The organism is Photobacterium damselae (assembly GCF_003026815.1).
GTDB lineage: Bacteria > Pseudomonadota > Gammaproteobacteria > Enterobacterales > Vibrionaceae > Photobacterium > Photobacterium damselae.
Window position 1 is genome coordinate 203,963 of record NZ_PYOG01000001.1, and the last position, 13,840, is coordinate 217,802.

Here is a 13,840-nt window from a genome sequence, read left to right on the forward strand (position 1 = left end):
AGTGAAAAATAATTTGTAGGATGATTTATTGAGAAGTTCAAACCTGCTGTTCACAAATCTAACTGCTGCCATTCAGTGAGATCGTTAATACATTGAGCCCAATAAAAATACGCGGTTAACAAGCTACTCAATAATAAGCTTGGAATTAAACTGTAAAGTGCCGCACTTGCCACAGGGACGAATAAGATATTGAGCACGAAAAAGAGCGGCCAGTACATAACCCCAAAAATCGCTAGGTTGCTTAATGGGTGGCGATAATAACTCGGAGGTAGATAGATGCCGATTCGGCGAAATAAGCGATCAACAATAGGATCATAATTGGTAATTCTGACACCTTGTAATTGACGAAATGCGGCGTTGAGTCTTTGCTGATAGTGTGCGTCCATAACTTCATTCCTTGAAGAGATCATTGTTATCTATTCCCGCTTCAATGATGACAACGGCAACGGATTTATAAGCAAATTATTGCACAATGAGAAATGGATTCTATTAGCTATCTCGCAAAAATGCAAAAAGCCGCTGAGCATAAACTCAGCGGCTTTTCTAAATATGGCGGAGAGATAGGGATTTGAACCCTAGATACGCTACAAACGTATGCCGGTTTTCAAGACCGGTGCTTTCAACCACTCAGCCATCTCTCCGTTTTGTTCTTCTCGTAAGAAGTTATGGCGGTGAAGGAGGGATTCGAACCCTCGATACGTTGCCGTATACACACTTTCCAGGCGTGCTCCTTCAGCCACTCGGACACCTCACCACATTGTTGCCATCACAGCTTTACCGTGACAACGGAGGCGTACTATAAAGATCCCCGACTACATTGGCAAGCCTTTTTTCTTTATTTGTTTTTAAGCGTTCATTATTCAAACAACAAGATGAAATAACAAGAATTTAGCGAGTCCATCACTGCTCTTCTTAAGTAAGACTGGTATATAATCAGGCCATGAGATACGTCGCTAAATACAGTAAGACGTCATTAAGCCTTCACCGATGAGATTCTAACTATGTCTTCACAACTAAATGCAATTTTAGAAGATTCTAACCTTGCCGAGCAGCTATTATCCTCTGCACAAACTTATGGTTTTGTGACCTCTATGGCGGCTGCACCAAATATTCTTGATCCTGCAGAGTGGCTTGCTTTCTTATGGGGTGGTGAGGAAGTTTCACCATTTACAACTCATGAAGAACTTGAAGCTTACGCAAATGCTATTGTTGGTATCTGGAATGATGCACGAGCAGCACTGCTAGCGGGTACTTGGCAATGGCCTGAAGGTTGCGCCCTCGATGATGCTCAACTAGTGACAGAAGAGACTCGCGAGTTCACAGAAGGCATGCTGCAAGGCTGGCAGTTAGCACGTGATGATTGGGAAACCATTATGCCTGAAGACAGTGAAGATAATGCCCTACTAGGTGGCGTTCTTCTGTCTATCAGCTTACTGTTCGACCCAGAAAATGCTCTTGCAGTATTATCTCAAGAAGGTGCCGATGCTCTGGCTCAATTTGAAGAGATCTTTAAAGCTGTTCCAACTATGCTATGTGGCCTAACTCAACGAGCCCAAACGTTAGCAGAAGATCAATAAGCGACAAACCCTATAATTGAGTAGGTTTGTCGTATACCAAATCTACTCAATTTCAGGGATTGACTGAGTCGTTAACCATATCCTTAGCACTTCAAGCATATGCTGTTTATTTATAGGCTTAGTTAAATAATCATCCATACCAGCTTGATGGCATTCCTCTCTATCTTTATCGCTAGCATTTGCTGTCATCGCAATAATAGGTAGGGATGTATATATCCCCCCTAAGCGGCGTATCGCAAGACTGGCTTCTAACCCATTTAATTCGGGCATCTGCAAATCCATTAATACTGCATCAACCTTGACTTGCTGTACTTGCTCTATCGCCTCTCGACCATTTAAAGCCGTTTCAACAACAAAGCCATTTTTTTCTAAAATCGTTTTAGCAATCAATTGATTAGAAATACTGTCTTCTACTAACAAAATCTTTTTACCATGGAGTAATGTCCAATCATCGTGCTTTGAAGATCCACTCTGTTTCTGTTGCTTAAAATAGCTTTTAGCAATGGGTAGTCTCACGGTAAATTGGGTTCCTTTTGCAACTTGGCTATCAATTTCTAACTGGCCACAGAGCAACTCAACCAACGCAGAGGTGATAGCCAGTCCCATCCCTGCCCCACCATAACGTCTTGAAAAGGATGCATCACTTTGTACAAAAGGCTGCAAAATCGAGGCTATTTTATCTTTATCAATACCAATTCCAGTATCGCTAATGGTAAAAATCAGTTGCTCTGTCTCATGCCAACGGGCCCTAATCGTGATACTCCCAGAGCTGGTAAACTTTAGTGCATTACCAACAATGTTAGTGAGAATTTGTGATATTTTCCCTTCATCACTAACCATGAATAGCTCTGGTGAAAAACCGATATCAACATGAAATTTAACGCCTTTTTGTTCAGCTTGATTGCGAAAGATATCTTCTATGGAACGAACTAATTTATACGGTGAGAATTCCCCTTGGCTAAGTGCCACCTTTCCTGATTCTAATCGCGCAAAGTCTAAAACATCATTAAGTTGATTTAACAGTAAATGGGCTGCACTTTGTGAGATTTCGGCAAACCGTTTACTTTTAGGACTTAAGTCTTCTTCATTGAGTACTTCTAACGAGCCTAAAATCACATTCATCGGAGTGCGAATTTCATGGCTCATGGTCGCAATAAATTCAGTCTTAATTCGATTGGCTTCTTCTGATTCATGTTGCGCTTCTTGAAGTAATAATTCTTTTTCTCGCTGCTTCTCTAATACTTGCTTTAAAATAAAGACTGATGAATTCAGCCGTTGCATTTCTGACTGGTTTTCTTTTACCTGATTTAATTTAGGGTACATCTCTTTAAGCGAAAGAATTTTATTATTAATTCGCGCAATAGGATTAATAATAAGATATTGCGATACGAAATAGCATAAACAGCCCAGAAGTAATAATGAAGCCGCAAGAATAATTCGAATATAAGCGACATGGTGGGCTATGATCTCTTCAGGAACCTGATTTTTTAAAGCGATCTCAACTTTGCCGATATAACCATTATTAACCACCACATCTTTGGTGATCTCATAGTGAAAATGATCATCATGGTGATCATCGGCACTTCCCCATTGAAACACTTTTTGATTATCACGATTATAAAAACAGAGATGGGCTAAACTGGGAATATTATGTGTAATAGTGAGAACAGTATTTTCTAATCTTTGAGTATCTTGCTCAAGGAGATCTTGTTTAGTAGCAGAAACAATAATATTACTGTACTGCTCTAATTGGCCTTGGATTTTTTCTTCAATAAATTTGGTTTCTGAAATTCGTAAAATCTCACCAAAAACAAAGCACATCACCATGGTTAAGCTCACGATCACAAGTAAATACTTTCCCCATAATGGGAGCCGACCAATTTGCTTCATGCCTAAAATCTCCTTACCTACTGTTAATTAAGTAAAGCAAAATTTTGGCTTTTTGGTACTTTTTTAATACTTATACTTAAGTAACTTCAAAGTTCGAGGTTTAGTCAGAATAAAAAATGCCACTTTAACGATTAAGCGAAAGCGGCATTTGGCTCAGAATAGAATTTAATTACTGTTGTAGGTTAGCAGCAAAATCTAACATGCGATTTAAAGGAACGAGCGATTGCACTCGAATAGCTTCATCAACAAAGATTTCGTGCTCCGCTCCGCCATCTATCAATGCGGTCTCGATTGCTTTTAGACCGTTCATCGCCATCCAAGGACAGTGAGCACAACTGCGACAGGTCGCGCCAGCACCAGCAGTTGGAGCCTCAATAAGCTCTTTCTCTGGAACCATCTGCTGCATCTTATAAAAAATGCCTTTATCTGTTGCGACAATCAGCTGTTGGTTAGGAAGCGATTTAGCTGCTTTAATCAACTGACTCGTCGAACCAACGGCATCGGCCAGAGCGACAACACTGGCAGGTGATTCTGGATGTACGAGAATAGCGGCATCAGGATAAACCGCTTTCATATCTCGGAGCGCTTTAGCTGAGAATTCATCGTGGACGACACATTCACCTTGCCACAATAACATATCAGCGTCAGTTTGCTTTTGAATATAAGAACCTAAATGGCGATCAGGTCCCCAAATAATAGGTTTACCTTCAGCCTCTAAATGCTCGACTATCTCCAAAGCAATGCTTGATGTCACCACCCAATCAGCACGAGCTTTTACCGCCGCTGACGTATTGGCGTAAACAACCACGGTATGCTCTGGATGCTCATCACAAAACTGAGTAAAAGCTTCTGCTGGACAGCCAAGATCAAGGGAACACTCAGCCTCTAATGTTGGCATCAGTATCTGCTTCTCTGGTGTTAAGATCTTGGCAGACTCTCCCATAAAACGCACACCACAGACCAGTAGGGTTTTCGCTGGGTGTTGATTACCAAAACGAGCCATTTCTAGCGAATCGCCAACAAAGCCGCCTGTTTCTTCTGCCAATGCCTGAATTTCAGGATCGGTATAATAGTGCGCGACCATCACCGCGTCTTTCTCTACTAATAGACGTTGAATGCTCTCTTTATAAGTAGCGCGCTCATCGGCGGTTAGAGGCGTTGGCTTTGGTGGAAAGGGATAAATGGTTTCGGCGGGATTGAATTGTTTTGTCATTGCTTCTTGCTCTAGTGGCTAATCCTTAGTCTGCCTTGATTATATACAAAACGTTCACAAGATGCAGGAGGAACATTGAGTTACCACCAGCTTTCAGCGAAATCTCACAATAAAAAAGGTCTGAACTTAAGCTCAGACCTTAGTTTTTAACCAATGAAAATTCTGGATTATTGTCCCAGTTTGTTCAATGCAGCTTGGGCTTGTGTGGCCGTTGTTGAGCTAGGAAACTCTTTAACAACCTGCTGATAATACTGAGTGGCTTTGGCATTATCATTGGCTTTTTGAGCGATAGCACCCAATTTTAATAGAGCATCGGCACGCTTACTTGAATCTTTTGCAGCAACAACTGCTGTAAAATGTTCATCAGCAGCTTTCATTTGCCCTTGAGCAAAATACAACTGACCTAACCAGTAGTGGGCATTAGGCGCGTAAACCGATTTTGGATAAGTGGCAATAAAGTCATTAAAGGCTTTCGTTGCACCTTGGTAATCTTTCTCTTTTAAAATCAGATTAACGGCTTTCTCATACGCTTGGTTTTCATCAAGATTGCTGCTGTAGCTCTCTTGATTTTCCTTTGCATCCGTATTGGTTGCTTTGGTCTCTTTTGCCTGTTGCGCTTGCTGGCTACTTAACGTATCTACTTCTCGATAAAGTTCACGTTGACGCTCTAACATCTGCTTTAAATCGTAGCTATTGCGCTCTACTTTTCCGCGAAGATCGTCAACATCTGTTGAAATTTGATCGAGTTGACGCTGCATATCAAGCATCATCTGATTTCGCGCATCAAGCATACGCTCTAGACGATCTAACTGTGAATCGGCAAAAGCAGGAACGGCGACCAATTGAGTCGCCGCACCAACCAGCAACCCTAATGCGAGTTTACGCATATTGTTACTGTTCATGATAGATCCCTATCAATTAGATAGTTTTATAAACAAGTACTGCACGACGATTTTTCGCGTAATCAGCATCTGTATGACCAAGAACTAGCGGCTTCTCTTCACCGTAGCTCACGATAGACATCTGACTTGCAGGAACACCTAATGCTTGTAGGTACTTAACAACCGCAGCAGCACGACGCTCACCTAGGGCAATGTTGTACTCAGGCGTACCGCGCTCATCTGCATGACCTTCGATGATAACTTTTACTGCTGGGTGGTCACGTAGATACTCAGCGTGAGCTTCTAGCATTGCTTGATATTCAGGTTGAATTTCAGCATTGTCAAACTTGAAGAAAACAGTGGTCTCTTGACGCAATTGCTGATTACGAATTTCTTGCTCAGACATTGATCCATTGCCACCATCTACAGGTGTTGAGATTGCACCTTGATCAACCATAGAAGATGAACCGCCAGCAGTTTGATCAGCCGCTGAACTGTTTGTACCTTCAGTTGAACTACATGCAGCAAGAGTCATTAGCGGTAGCGCAATCGCTAGACTTTTAAGTACTTTGTTTAATTGCATTATTTGTATCCTTTGTCTTGATATCTATTTGTCTTTTTTAGTAACTATTAGTTGAGGAATGGTCCCCAAGCAGGTGAACGAACACGATCACTTGCCGATGGTAAACGAGCCTTAAAGCGACCATCGATAGACACTAAAGACAACTCGTTAGAATTACCAATCGATGAGCTGTAAATGATCATACTGCCGTTAGGGGCAATGCTTGGTGATTCATCAAGAAATGTCTTTGTTAGAACCTGTACCGCACCCGTTTTTAAATCTTGCTTAGCAATGTTATAGCCAGTATCTGAACGATTCACCATTACAAGGTAACGACCATCAGGTGTTAATTGGCCACCTAAATTCTGACTGCCCTGCCATGTTAAGCGCTGAGTTTGACCATCCGCTAAGTTAACACGATAAATCTGAGGCTTACCCCCACGGTCAGAGGTAAAGATCAATGAATTACCCGTAGGATCCCAAAACGGTTCAGTGTTATTAGCACGACCGCGAGTCACTTGTGTTAACTGCTTAGTATTTAAATCTTTAATGTAGATCTGCAAACTGCCGCTCTTAGACAGTACAAGCGCTAACTTAGAACCATCTGGAGAGAAACGTGGTGAACCGTTATGACGAGGGTAGTCAGAAACCAGCTCACGAGTACCTTTATAGATATTCATAATGTAGATCTGAGCTTTATTGTTCTCAAAGCTAACATAAGCTAACTTACTGCCATCTGGTGACCATGCAGGAGACATAATTGGTTGCTGAGACTTAAGTACGGTACGCTCGTTGTAACCATCGTAGTCAGCTACACGAAGTTGATATGGAAATTTTGATTTCTCTTCCATTGCAACATAAGCAATACGAGTTAAGAAAGCACCACGCTCACCCGTTAGTTTTTGATATACCACATCTGAAATACGGTGAGCATACTGACGTAAACGGTTTGGTTTCACCGTTGCGCGGTTATTGACTAAGATATAATTTTTCTCAGTTACAACCTGACCATTAGCATCTGCTGTGGTTTGTTTACTTTGTAGTTGACCTTTCACTAAGTCGATCAATTGATATTGAACAACGTAATTACCATTAGCATCTTGCGATACCGTTCCCATTACAAGAGCATCCACACCCATTTGAGTCCAAGCATTATAGTTAATTTGGCTCTCATCAGATGGTTGCTGCGGCATTTTTGCCACAGGTACTGGACTAAATTTACCACTGCGCTGTAAGTCAGAAGCGACAACAGCAGAGATATCAGTAGGTAGTTTACCTTGCCCTTCCCATTTAAATGGCACAACAGCAATTGGACGGGCCGAGTCGACACCATCGGTTATCACAAGTTCTAATTCAGCACGTGCAAACTGACTCACGGTCAGTAACATTAAGCACAAGCCCATTATCCAACGTTTCATCCACAACTCCTTTATGACTGAGGACTGACGGTAAGTTTAATATTTCGCAGTTTTTCAATAACGGCAGGATCTTCCGGCATTGGGAACTGACTGATTTTTACAACAGCGGCCTTCGCTGCTCGGCATAAGGTGTTATCGCCAGAAACCTGGTCAACATTTAACAATAAACCATTAGCCGATAAACGCATACTCAGCACACACTGCTTACCAATAAAACTTTGATCAGTCAGTAAGTTCTGCTGAATCATTTGTTTATAAATAGCACCATAACGCTGAGTTTCATCGGCAATAAATTGACCTTTAGCACCACCACGCTGTTGTGTTTCGGCTTCTAAACCATCAAAGATATTATCTAATGCTGCTTCTTGTTGCTGCTGTTTAGCTTTCGCTTCTGCGGCTTTACGCTCAGATTCTTTACGTTGTTTCTCAGCTTCGATACGTTTTTGCTCTGCCAGTTTAGCGGCTTCTTCAGCTTTCTTCTTTGCAGCCTCTTTAGCTTTACGATCTGCCTCTGCTTTTTTCGCAGCTTCTTCTGCCTTGCGCTGTTCAGCTACTTTTTGCTGGCGAAGTTGCTCAGCTTTTTCTGCTGCTTCTTGCTTTGCTTTGCGTTCGGCTTCAGCTTTTGCAGCCGCTGCCTCTTTAACTTTACGCTCGGCATCTGCTTTTTTCGCTGCCGCTTCTGCTTTACGCTGCTCTACTAACTTTTGCTGACGCAGTTGTTCGGCTTTCTCTGCAGCCTCTTGTTTCGCTTTACGCTCTGCTTCGGCTTCACGAGTGGCTTTTTCTGCCGCTAGTTTATCTTCTTTAAGCTTACGAACTCGCTCAGCTTCTGCCTTGCGTTGCTTTTCAAGCGCATCAGCTTGTTGCTCAAGACGTTTAAGTCGATCTTGCTCTGCTTTTTGCGCCGCTTGTCGCTGATCTCGTATGCGCTGAGCTTGCTGATGAACAAGAGCTGGATCAACGACCACAGCCTGAATCGCATTACCCGCAGGCTTAGATTCAGTCATGGCAAAATCCGCCCCCCAAATCAGAGCAATTAACAGTAAGGCATGAAGAAATAACGATATGATGACAGATGTCGTGTAGTTGTTATTTTTCATTCAAGGTCCTTTACTGATCAATCGGATCGGTCATTAGGCCAACCGAACTCACACCAGCGGTATTAAGCGCATCTAACGTTTCAATAATATTAGCGTAAGGAGTTCTACCATCCCCACCCACCATCACTAAAACTTTAGGGTTCAATTGTCGCTCTGCTTTTACTCGTGTGATTAAATCATTTAAGCTCAAGCCTCGCTGAACATCTTCATTATTGACACTCAGACCTAAGTTACCGTCTTTATCGACTTCGACAATAATCGGTGGTGTATCACTCTCACCATTTAAATCTGCAACCGTTTGTGCCGTATGCGTAGAAGGTAAATCGACATCAACCCCCTGACTGACAAACGGCGCGGTTACCATAAAGATAATCAGCAGCACCAGCATAACGTCGATATAAGGAACAACGTTAATCTCTGCGGTCATTTTGCGCTTTTTCGGTTGATAAGCCATGCTTACTCCTGATTAGCAGCAAACGCTTGACGGTGTAGAATACTAGAAAACTCTTCCATAAAAGTAGCGTAAGTATGTTCTAGTTTCGCAACTCGGTTAGTTAAACGGTTATAAAACATAACAGCAGGGATCGCTGCAAACAGACCCATTGCTGTTGCCACTAGTGCTTCGGCAATACCAGGAGCAACCATAGCTAGAGTGGCTTGCTTTACTGCGCCTAATGCAATAAATGCGTGCATGATGCCCCATACCGTGCCAAACAAGCCGATGTATGGGCTAATTGAACCTACGGTTGCTAAAAATGGTAGATTAGTTTCAAGCTCTTCCACTTCACGAGATAGCGCAACACGCATTGCTCGGCCAGTACCTTCCATCACAGCTTCTGGCACTTTACCGTTACTGCGATGAAGACGAGCATACTCTTTAAAACCCGCATAGAAGATCTGCTCAGAACCGGTTAGATCGTCTTTACGAGCTTCAACTTCTTTGTAAAGCTGAGAAAGATCCACACCAGACCAGAAGCGGTCTTCAAAACGATGAGCTCGTGTTGTTGCCTCAGAAAGTACCTGAGAGCGTTTGATGATCATGGTCCAAGAGACCACGGACATCCCTAATAGAATCAGCATTACAATCTTAACCAACAGGCTCGCCTGTAAGAAAAGGTCTAAAATGGACAGTTCGCCAGTCACTTCATAATCTCCGATTTAATATGCTCTGGAAGCGCTTGAGGTTTCATTATTTTCGGGTTGATACAGGCTACCTTAACAGTTGCACAGCACAAGATTTGACCGTCATTGTTCACCAAACTTTGACAAAAATCCAAAGAGGCTTTACGGACATTTTCAACCCAGGTTTGTACGGTTAAGTGCTCATCTAAGCGAGCACCTTTACGAAAATCTATGTTCATGCTTTTCACAACAAAACTTAGATTTTGCTCAAGAAGAACATGCTGGCTCACACCGATACTACGAAGCATCTCTGTTCTAGCACGCTCAAAAAACTTCAGATAATTGGCATGATAAACCACGCCACCAACATCGGTATCTTCATAGTAGATGGTAATGGGCCAATTAAAGATTTTAATATCACTCATAATCTGCACTGCAATATGATTTTGTTACTCAGTAATTGGGCTTACTATACCCTAACTCGATGACCTTTCAGATAATTATCCGTTAATAAGTCGAGCCGAGCGCTATTCTACCCAATTATTTGTCGTATTTATTGGTTTCTGACAATCAAATTACATTTCTGTTCAGGGTATATTCTCTCTGTCTTTTTTTGTCACAGTTTATCTATACTCGAACTCAGTAGCGTCCTTGCATCCTAAAAATACAACTCACTATACTCAAGCCATAAAAAAACGGCTTGCTCTTTAATAAGAACAAGCCGTTTATTCTGTTTCAGGATATTACATTATTAAATGTAAACGTAATCCTAAGATGTAAGCTAAAACAGGTAGTGCAATTACTGGTGTAAAGAGCAACTTCCAATACCACTTATGTGGAACAAACCCCATTGCATGAATCATACATGCACAGGTAGACCAAATCATGGCTGGCGCAATAACAGGACCAAAACCCCCTATTGCATCGGCAAACTGATGCGGATTCCACATCACGAGTCCGGTTGTGACTACAGCCATCACAAAAGCTAATATTCTCACTGGAAGATTAGCCAATGGCGCATGAACTGCTGTAATTACACTGTTGATATTACTCAATCTTCTTTGTCCATATCTTCGGTTGTTTCAAGCCATAATGCGTTGATAATACCGAATGAACATGCCAGTAATACACCTAGAATCCAAGCAAAATACCACATGGTTAATCTCCTTAGTACAATGAGTTTTTGTTGTCTTCGATAAATTTATTATCAAGACGACCAAACATTTTGTAATAACACCAAGAGGTGTAAGCCAAGATAATTGGAACCATAACGAAGGCTACGCCTGTCATGATCTTCAGAGTTAGCTCAGAAGATGTTGCATCCCAAATGGTCAAGCTTACATTCGGCATAATGCTCGATGGCATAATGAATGGGAAAGTCGCAAAACCGAAAGTTAGCACGACACCCGCTAATGTTAAGCTTGAGAATAAGAAGGCAAAACCTGCACGTTCAGCACGTGAAGCAAGCATGGTTAGAACCGGCATTACAACAGCAAGAATTGGTGCAATCCACATTGCTGGGTATTGAGCATAGTTAAGGAACAATGCACCAGAAACTACTTCTACCTGCTTATTCAGTGGGTTAGATGGAGCAAAGTGATCCATTGTTGAAGTCACTACATAACCATCAAGGCCATGAGCCCAAATACCTGCGATAATAAACGCTACTGCTGTTGCAATAGATGTTTTCATTGCCACTGCACGAGCACGTACATGAACAGCATCTGTTGTTTTCATCTGTAGGTATGCCGCGCCCTGAGTCAGGATCATTAGCACACTAACAACACCACATAGCAATGCAAATGGGTTTAGAAGACCCAATAGATTACCTTTGTAGGTTGGAATCAGTAGGTTATTTAATTCAAATGGAACACCTTGTAGCAGGTTACCAAACGCCACACCAAAAATTAATGGTGGAACAAAACTTCCTACAAATAAAGCGTTATCCCATGCGTCACGCCATTTAGGCTCAGCAAGCTTTGAACGGTAGTCAAACGCCAATGGACGAAGCCAAAGAGCTGCTAGCGTCAAAATCATTGCAAGGTAGAAGCCTGAGAATACAGTTGCGTAAACTAGAGGCCACGCTGCAAATAGAGCACCACCTGCGGTGATTAACCATACTTGGTTACCATCCCAGTGTGGAGCGACAGAGTTAATCATTACACGGCGTTCAGTATCTGTCTTACCAATAACTTTAGACAGCATACCTACGCCCATATCGAAACCATCAGTGATAGCAAAACCGATGCATAACACACCAATTAGTATCCACCAGATGAATCGCAAAGCTTCATAATCAAACATTGCTATGGTTCTCCCTGATTACGCTTCTACTTGACGTGATACAGCATTTTGCTGCGAGTCAATTTTTTCAAAGTGATAACGGCCAGTCTTTAGACTACTTGGACCTAAACGAGCGTACTTAATCATTAGGTATAGCTCTGCAATCAAGAAGATTGTGTATAGTGCAATAATACCTAGTAGTGATAGCCATAACTCATAAGGTTGTAGATTCGATGCTGCCATATGAACAGGTAGAACTTCACCTACTGCCCATGGCTGACGACCGTATTCAGCAACAAACCAGCCAGCTTCTACTGCAATCCATGGTAGTGGAATACCATAAAGAGCTGCTTTAAGAACCCATTTCTTCTCTGTGATCTTATGACGGCAAGACTGAATAAATGCCATACCGATGATACCAAGCATTAGCATGCCCGCACCAACCATCACACGGAAGCTCCAGAATAGCGGCCAAACGGTAGGGATTGAATCGTCAGTCGCTTTTTGAATATCTGCTTCAGTTGCATCTACTACGTTTGGCGCATAAGGCTTCAATAGTAGACCGTAACCAAGGTCTTTCTTAACTTTATCAAATGCTGCAATATTTTCAGGTGACTTGTCACCAGCACGAAGTTTATCAAGTAAACCGTAAGCGATCATACCGTTACGAATACGGATTTCGTGCTCTTTCTTAAGGTCAACAATACCAGTTACTTGCTCATCAAGAGAACGGGTTGCAATGATACCTAATAGATATGGAACCTTAATTTGGAAATCATTTTCCATTTTTTCTTGGTTCGGAATTGCAATCGCAGTAAAGGCTGCAGGAGCTGGCTCAGTGTGCCACTCGGCTTCAATTGCTGCTAGTTTAGTCTTCTGTACGTCACCAAGCTCATAACCAGACTCGTCACCAAGAATGATAGTAGAAATAATTGCCGCTAGACCAAAAGCTGCTGCAATGGCGAAAGAACGACGAGCAAAAGCAATATCACGACCTTTAAGTAGGTAGTATGCACTGATACCTAGAATGAACATCGCACCTGTTGTGTAACCAGACGCAACTGTGTGTACAAACTTCACCTGAGCAACTGGGTTTAGAACCACATCAGCAAAGCTCACCATTTCCATACGCATGGTTTCGAAGTTGAAATCGGCACCTACAGGGTTTTGCATCCAGCCATTAGCCACTAGGATCCAAAGAGCAGAGAAGTTTGAACCAAGTGCTACTAACCAAGTCACTGCAAGGTGTTGACGCTTAGACAGACGATCCCAGCCGAAGAAGAACATACCGACTAAAGTGGATTCTAGGAAGAATGCCATTAACGCTTCGATTGCTAGTGGTGCACCAAAAATATCACCCACATAGTGAGAGTAGTACGCCCAGTTAGTACCGAACTGGAACTCCATACTTAGGCCTGTTGCCACACCTAGTGCGAAGTTGATTGCGAAAAGCTTACCCCAGAACTTAGTCATGTCCTTGTAGATTTGCTTTCCTGTCATTACATAAACTGATTCCATGATGGCAAGTAAAAATGCCATACCAAGAGTCAGAGGCACGAACAAAAAGTGATACATCGCAGTTAATGCGAACTGTAACCGCGATAGTTCGACGATATCAGTGAACATTGAGAACTCCTTCTTTCGCCAGGCTGACTGGCGACAGTACTACACAGTGTACCGATTATTGGTTTTAGCTTTGGTTATAGCCAATAAACCGCATCATTGGGTGACCTTCCTGGCAGCGATCATAGCTATGACGAAAGCATCCTTATTATGTTGCAAGTTTGTGAAAAA

Annotated in this window: 15 protein-coding genes and 2 tRNA genes; 1 reads left to right on the forward strand and 16 read right to left on the reverse strand. The window is 42.2% G+C overall.

Going from position 1 to position 13,840, the window contains the following annotated elements; translation table 11 throughout:
• Positions 1 to 50: 50 nt before the first annotated feature.
• From CTN07_RS00880 to CTN07_RS00890, 3 genes are all read right to left on the reverse strand, one after another.
• Complete coding sequence (locus tag CTN07_RS00880) at positions 51 to 386, reverse strand: DUF6404 family protein (RefSeq protein ID WP_036764113.1); 336 nt, start codon at positions 384 to 386, stop codon at positions 51 to 53.
• Positions 387 to 550: 164 nt separating this feature from the next.
• Positions 551 to 641 (reverse strand) — tRNA-Ser (locus CTN07_RS00885).
• Between the two features lie 25 nt (positions 642 to 666).
• Positions 667 to 754: transfer RNA gene (locus CTN07_RS00890), tRNA-Ser, on the reverse strand.
• A gap of 247 nt (positions 755 to 1,001) precedes the next feature.
• On the opposite strand from CTN07_RS00890, the gene CTN07_RS00895 reads away from it, so the two are divergent.
• Positions 1,002 to 1,577, forward strand: coding sequence for a UPF0149 family protein (locus CTN07_RS00895; RefSeq protein WP_036764115.1), 576 nt, complete (start codon positions 1,002 to 1,004; stop codon positions 1,575 to 1,577).
• 42 nt (positions 1,578 to 1,619) lie between these two features.
• Here the strand turns inward: CTN07_RS00895 and CTN07_RS00900 are convergent, their stop codons facing one another.
• The 13 genes from CTN07_RS00900 to cydA all read right to left on the reverse strand — a co-directional run bounded on the left by CTN07_RS00900 (position 1,620) and on the right by cydA (position 13,672).
• Positions 1,620 to 3,467: a response regulator gene (locus tag CTN07_RS00900; protein ID WP_005300078.1), complete on the reverse strand. Its 1,848-nt coding sequence runs from the start codon at positions 3,465 to 3,467 to the stop codon at positions 1,620 to 1,622.
• Between the two features lie 169 nt (positions 3,468 to 3,636).
• Complete coding sequence (nadA, locus tag CTN07_RS00905) at positions 3,637 to 4,680, reverse strand: quinolinate synthase NadA (protein WP_005300079.1); 1,044 nt, start codon at positions 4,678 to 4,680, stop codon at positions 3,637 to 3,639.
• 167 nt (positions 4,681 to 4,847) lie between these two features.
• Complete coding sequence (ybgF, locus tag CTN07_RS00910) at positions 4,848 to 5,582, reverse strand: tol-pal system protein YbgF (RefSeq protein WP_005300080.1); 735 nt, start codon at positions 5,580 to 5,582, stop codon at positions 4,848 to 4,850.
• Positions 5,583 to 5,598: 16 nt separating this feature from the next.
• The gene (gene pal, locus CTN07_RS00915) at positions 5,599 to 6,144 is read right to left on the reverse strand and encodes a peptidoglycan-associated lipoprotein Pal (RefSeq protein WP_005300081.1); all 546 of its coding nucleotides are present in this window, start codon (positions 6,142 to 6,144) and stop codon (positions 5,599 to 5,601) included.
• Between the two features lie 47 nt (positions 6,145 to 6,191).
• Complete coding sequence (gene tolB, locus CTN07_RS00920) at positions 6,192 to 7,541, reverse strand: Tol-Pal system beta propeller repeat protein TolB (protein WP_005300082.1); 1,350 nt, start codon at positions 7,539 to 7,541, stop codon at positions 6,192 to 6,194.
• 11 nt (positions 7,542 to 7,552) lie between these two features.
• Positions 7,553 to 8,641: a cell envelope integrity protein TolA gene (tolA, locus tag CTN07_RS00925; protein WP_036764117.1), complete on the reverse strand. Its 1,089-nt coding sequence runs from the start codon at positions 8,639 to 8,641 to the stop codon at positions 7,553 to 7,555.
• A gap of 10 nt (positions 8,642 to 8,651) precedes the next feature.
• Positions 8,652 to 9,095, reverse strand: coding sequence for a protein TolR (tolR, locus tag CTN07_RS00930; protein ID WP_036764118.1), 444 nt, complete (start codon positions 9,093 to 9,095; stop codon positions 8,652 to 8,654).
• A gap of 2 nt (positions 9,096 to 9,097) precedes the next feature.
• The gene (gene tolQ / locus CTN07_RS00935; RefSeq protein WP_036764119.1) at positions 9,098 to 9,784 is read right to left on the reverse strand and encodes a protein TolQ; all 687 of its coding nucleotides are present in this window, start codon (positions 9,782 to 9,784) and stop codon (positions 9,098 to 9,100) included.
• The gene (gene ybgC / locus CTN07_RS00940) at positions 9,781 to 10,188 is read right to left on the reverse strand and encodes a tol-pal system-associated acyl-CoA thioesterase (RefSeq protein WP_036764120.1); all 408 of its coding nucleotides are present in this window, start codon (positions 10,186 to 10,188) and stop codon (positions 9,781 to 9,783) included. The genes tolQ and ybgC overlap by 4 nt, the downstream gene beginning before the upstream one ends.
• Positions 10,189 to 10,506: 318 nt before the next feature.
• Entirely contained in the window at positions 10,507 to 10,818 is a 312-nt protein-coding gene (gene ybgE, locus CTN07_RS00945; protein WP_036764122.1) for a cyd operon protein YbgE, read from the reverse strand.
• Complete coding sequence (gene cydX, locus CTN07_RS00950; protein ID WP_036764124.1) at positions 10,815 to 10,919, reverse strand: cytochrome bd-I oxidase subunit CydX; 105 nt, start codon at positions 10,917 to 10,919, stop codon at positions 10,815 to 10,817. Before cydX ends, ybgE begins: the two co-directional genes overlap by 4 nt.
• A gap of 11 nt (positions 10,920 to 10,930) precedes the next feature.
• Positions 10,931 to 12,067, reverse strand: coding sequence for a cytochrome d ubiquinol oxidase subunit II (gene cydB, locus CTN07_RS00955; protein ID WP_036764126.1), 1,137 nt, complete (start codon positions 12,065 to 12,067; stop codon positions 10,931 to 10,933).
• An 18-nt stretch (positions 12,068 to 12,085) separates the two neighbouring features.
• Positions 12,086 to 13,672 carry a cytochrome ubiquinol oxidase subunit I gene (gene cydA / locus CTN07_RS00960; protein ID WP_036764128.1) on the reverse strand — a complete coding sequence of 529 codons (1,587 nt, stop codon included), beginning with the start codon at positions 13,670 to 13,672 and terminating at the stop codon, positions 12,086 to 12,088.
• Positions 13,673 to 13,840 lie beyond the last annotated feature (168 nt).

What these genes read in the sequence shown, in the direction of transcription:
- nadA (WP_005300079.1), bottom strand. Translation starts at nt 4,680, where the DNA reads ATGACAAAACAATTCAATCCCGCCGAAACCATTTATCCCTTTCCACCA.
- tolA (WP_036764117.1), bottom strand. Translation starts at nt 8,641, where the DNA reads ATGAAAAATAACAACTACACGACATCTGTCATCATATCGTTATTTCTT.
- pal (WP_005300081.1), bottom strand. Translation starts at nt 6,144, where the DNA reads ATGCAATTAAACAAAGTACTTAAAAGTCTAGCGATTGCGCTACCGCTA.
- ybgC (WP_036764120.1), bottom strand. Translation starts at nt 10,188, where the DNA reads ATGAGTGATATTAAAATCTTTAATTGGCCCATTACCATCTACTATGAA.
- cydA (WP_036764128.1), bottom strand. Translation starts at nt 13,672, where the DNA reads ATGTTCACTGATATCGTCGAACTATCGCGGTTACAGTTCGCATTAACT.
- tolR (WP_036764118.1), bottom strand. Translation starts at nt 9,095, where the DNA reads ATGGCTTATCAACCGAAAAAGCGCAAAATGACCGCAGAGATTAACGTT.
- ybgF (WP_005300080.1), bottom strand. Translation starts at nt 5,582, where the DNA reads ATGAACAGTAACAATATGCGTAAACTCGCATTAGGGTTGCTGGTTGGT.
- CTN07_RS00900 (WP_005300078.1), bottom strand. Translation starts at nt 3,467, where the DNA reads ATGAAGCAAATTGGTCGGCTCCCATTATGGGGAAAGTATTTACTTGTG.
- tolB (WP_005300082.1), bottom strand. Translation starts at nt 7,541, where the DNA reads ATGAAACGTTGGATAATGGGCTTGTGCTTAATGTTACTGACCGTGAGT.
- CTN07_RS00895 (WP_036764115.1), top strand. Translation starts at nt 1,002, where the DNA reads ATGTCTTCACAACTAAATGCAATTTTAGAAGATTCTAACCTTGCCGAG.
- cydB (WP_036764126.1), bottom strand. Translation starts at nt 12,067, where the DNA reads ATGTTTGATTATGAAGCTTTGCGATTCATCTGGTGGATACTAATTGGT.
- cydX (WP_036764124.1), bottom strand. Translation starts at nt 10,919, where the DNA reads ATGTGGTATTTTGCTTGGATTCTAGGTGTATTACTGGCATGTTCATTC.
- CTN07_RS00880 (WP_036764113.1), bottom strand. Translation starts at nt 386, where the DNA reads ATGGACGCACACTATCAGCAAAGACTCAACGCCGCATTTCGTCAATTA.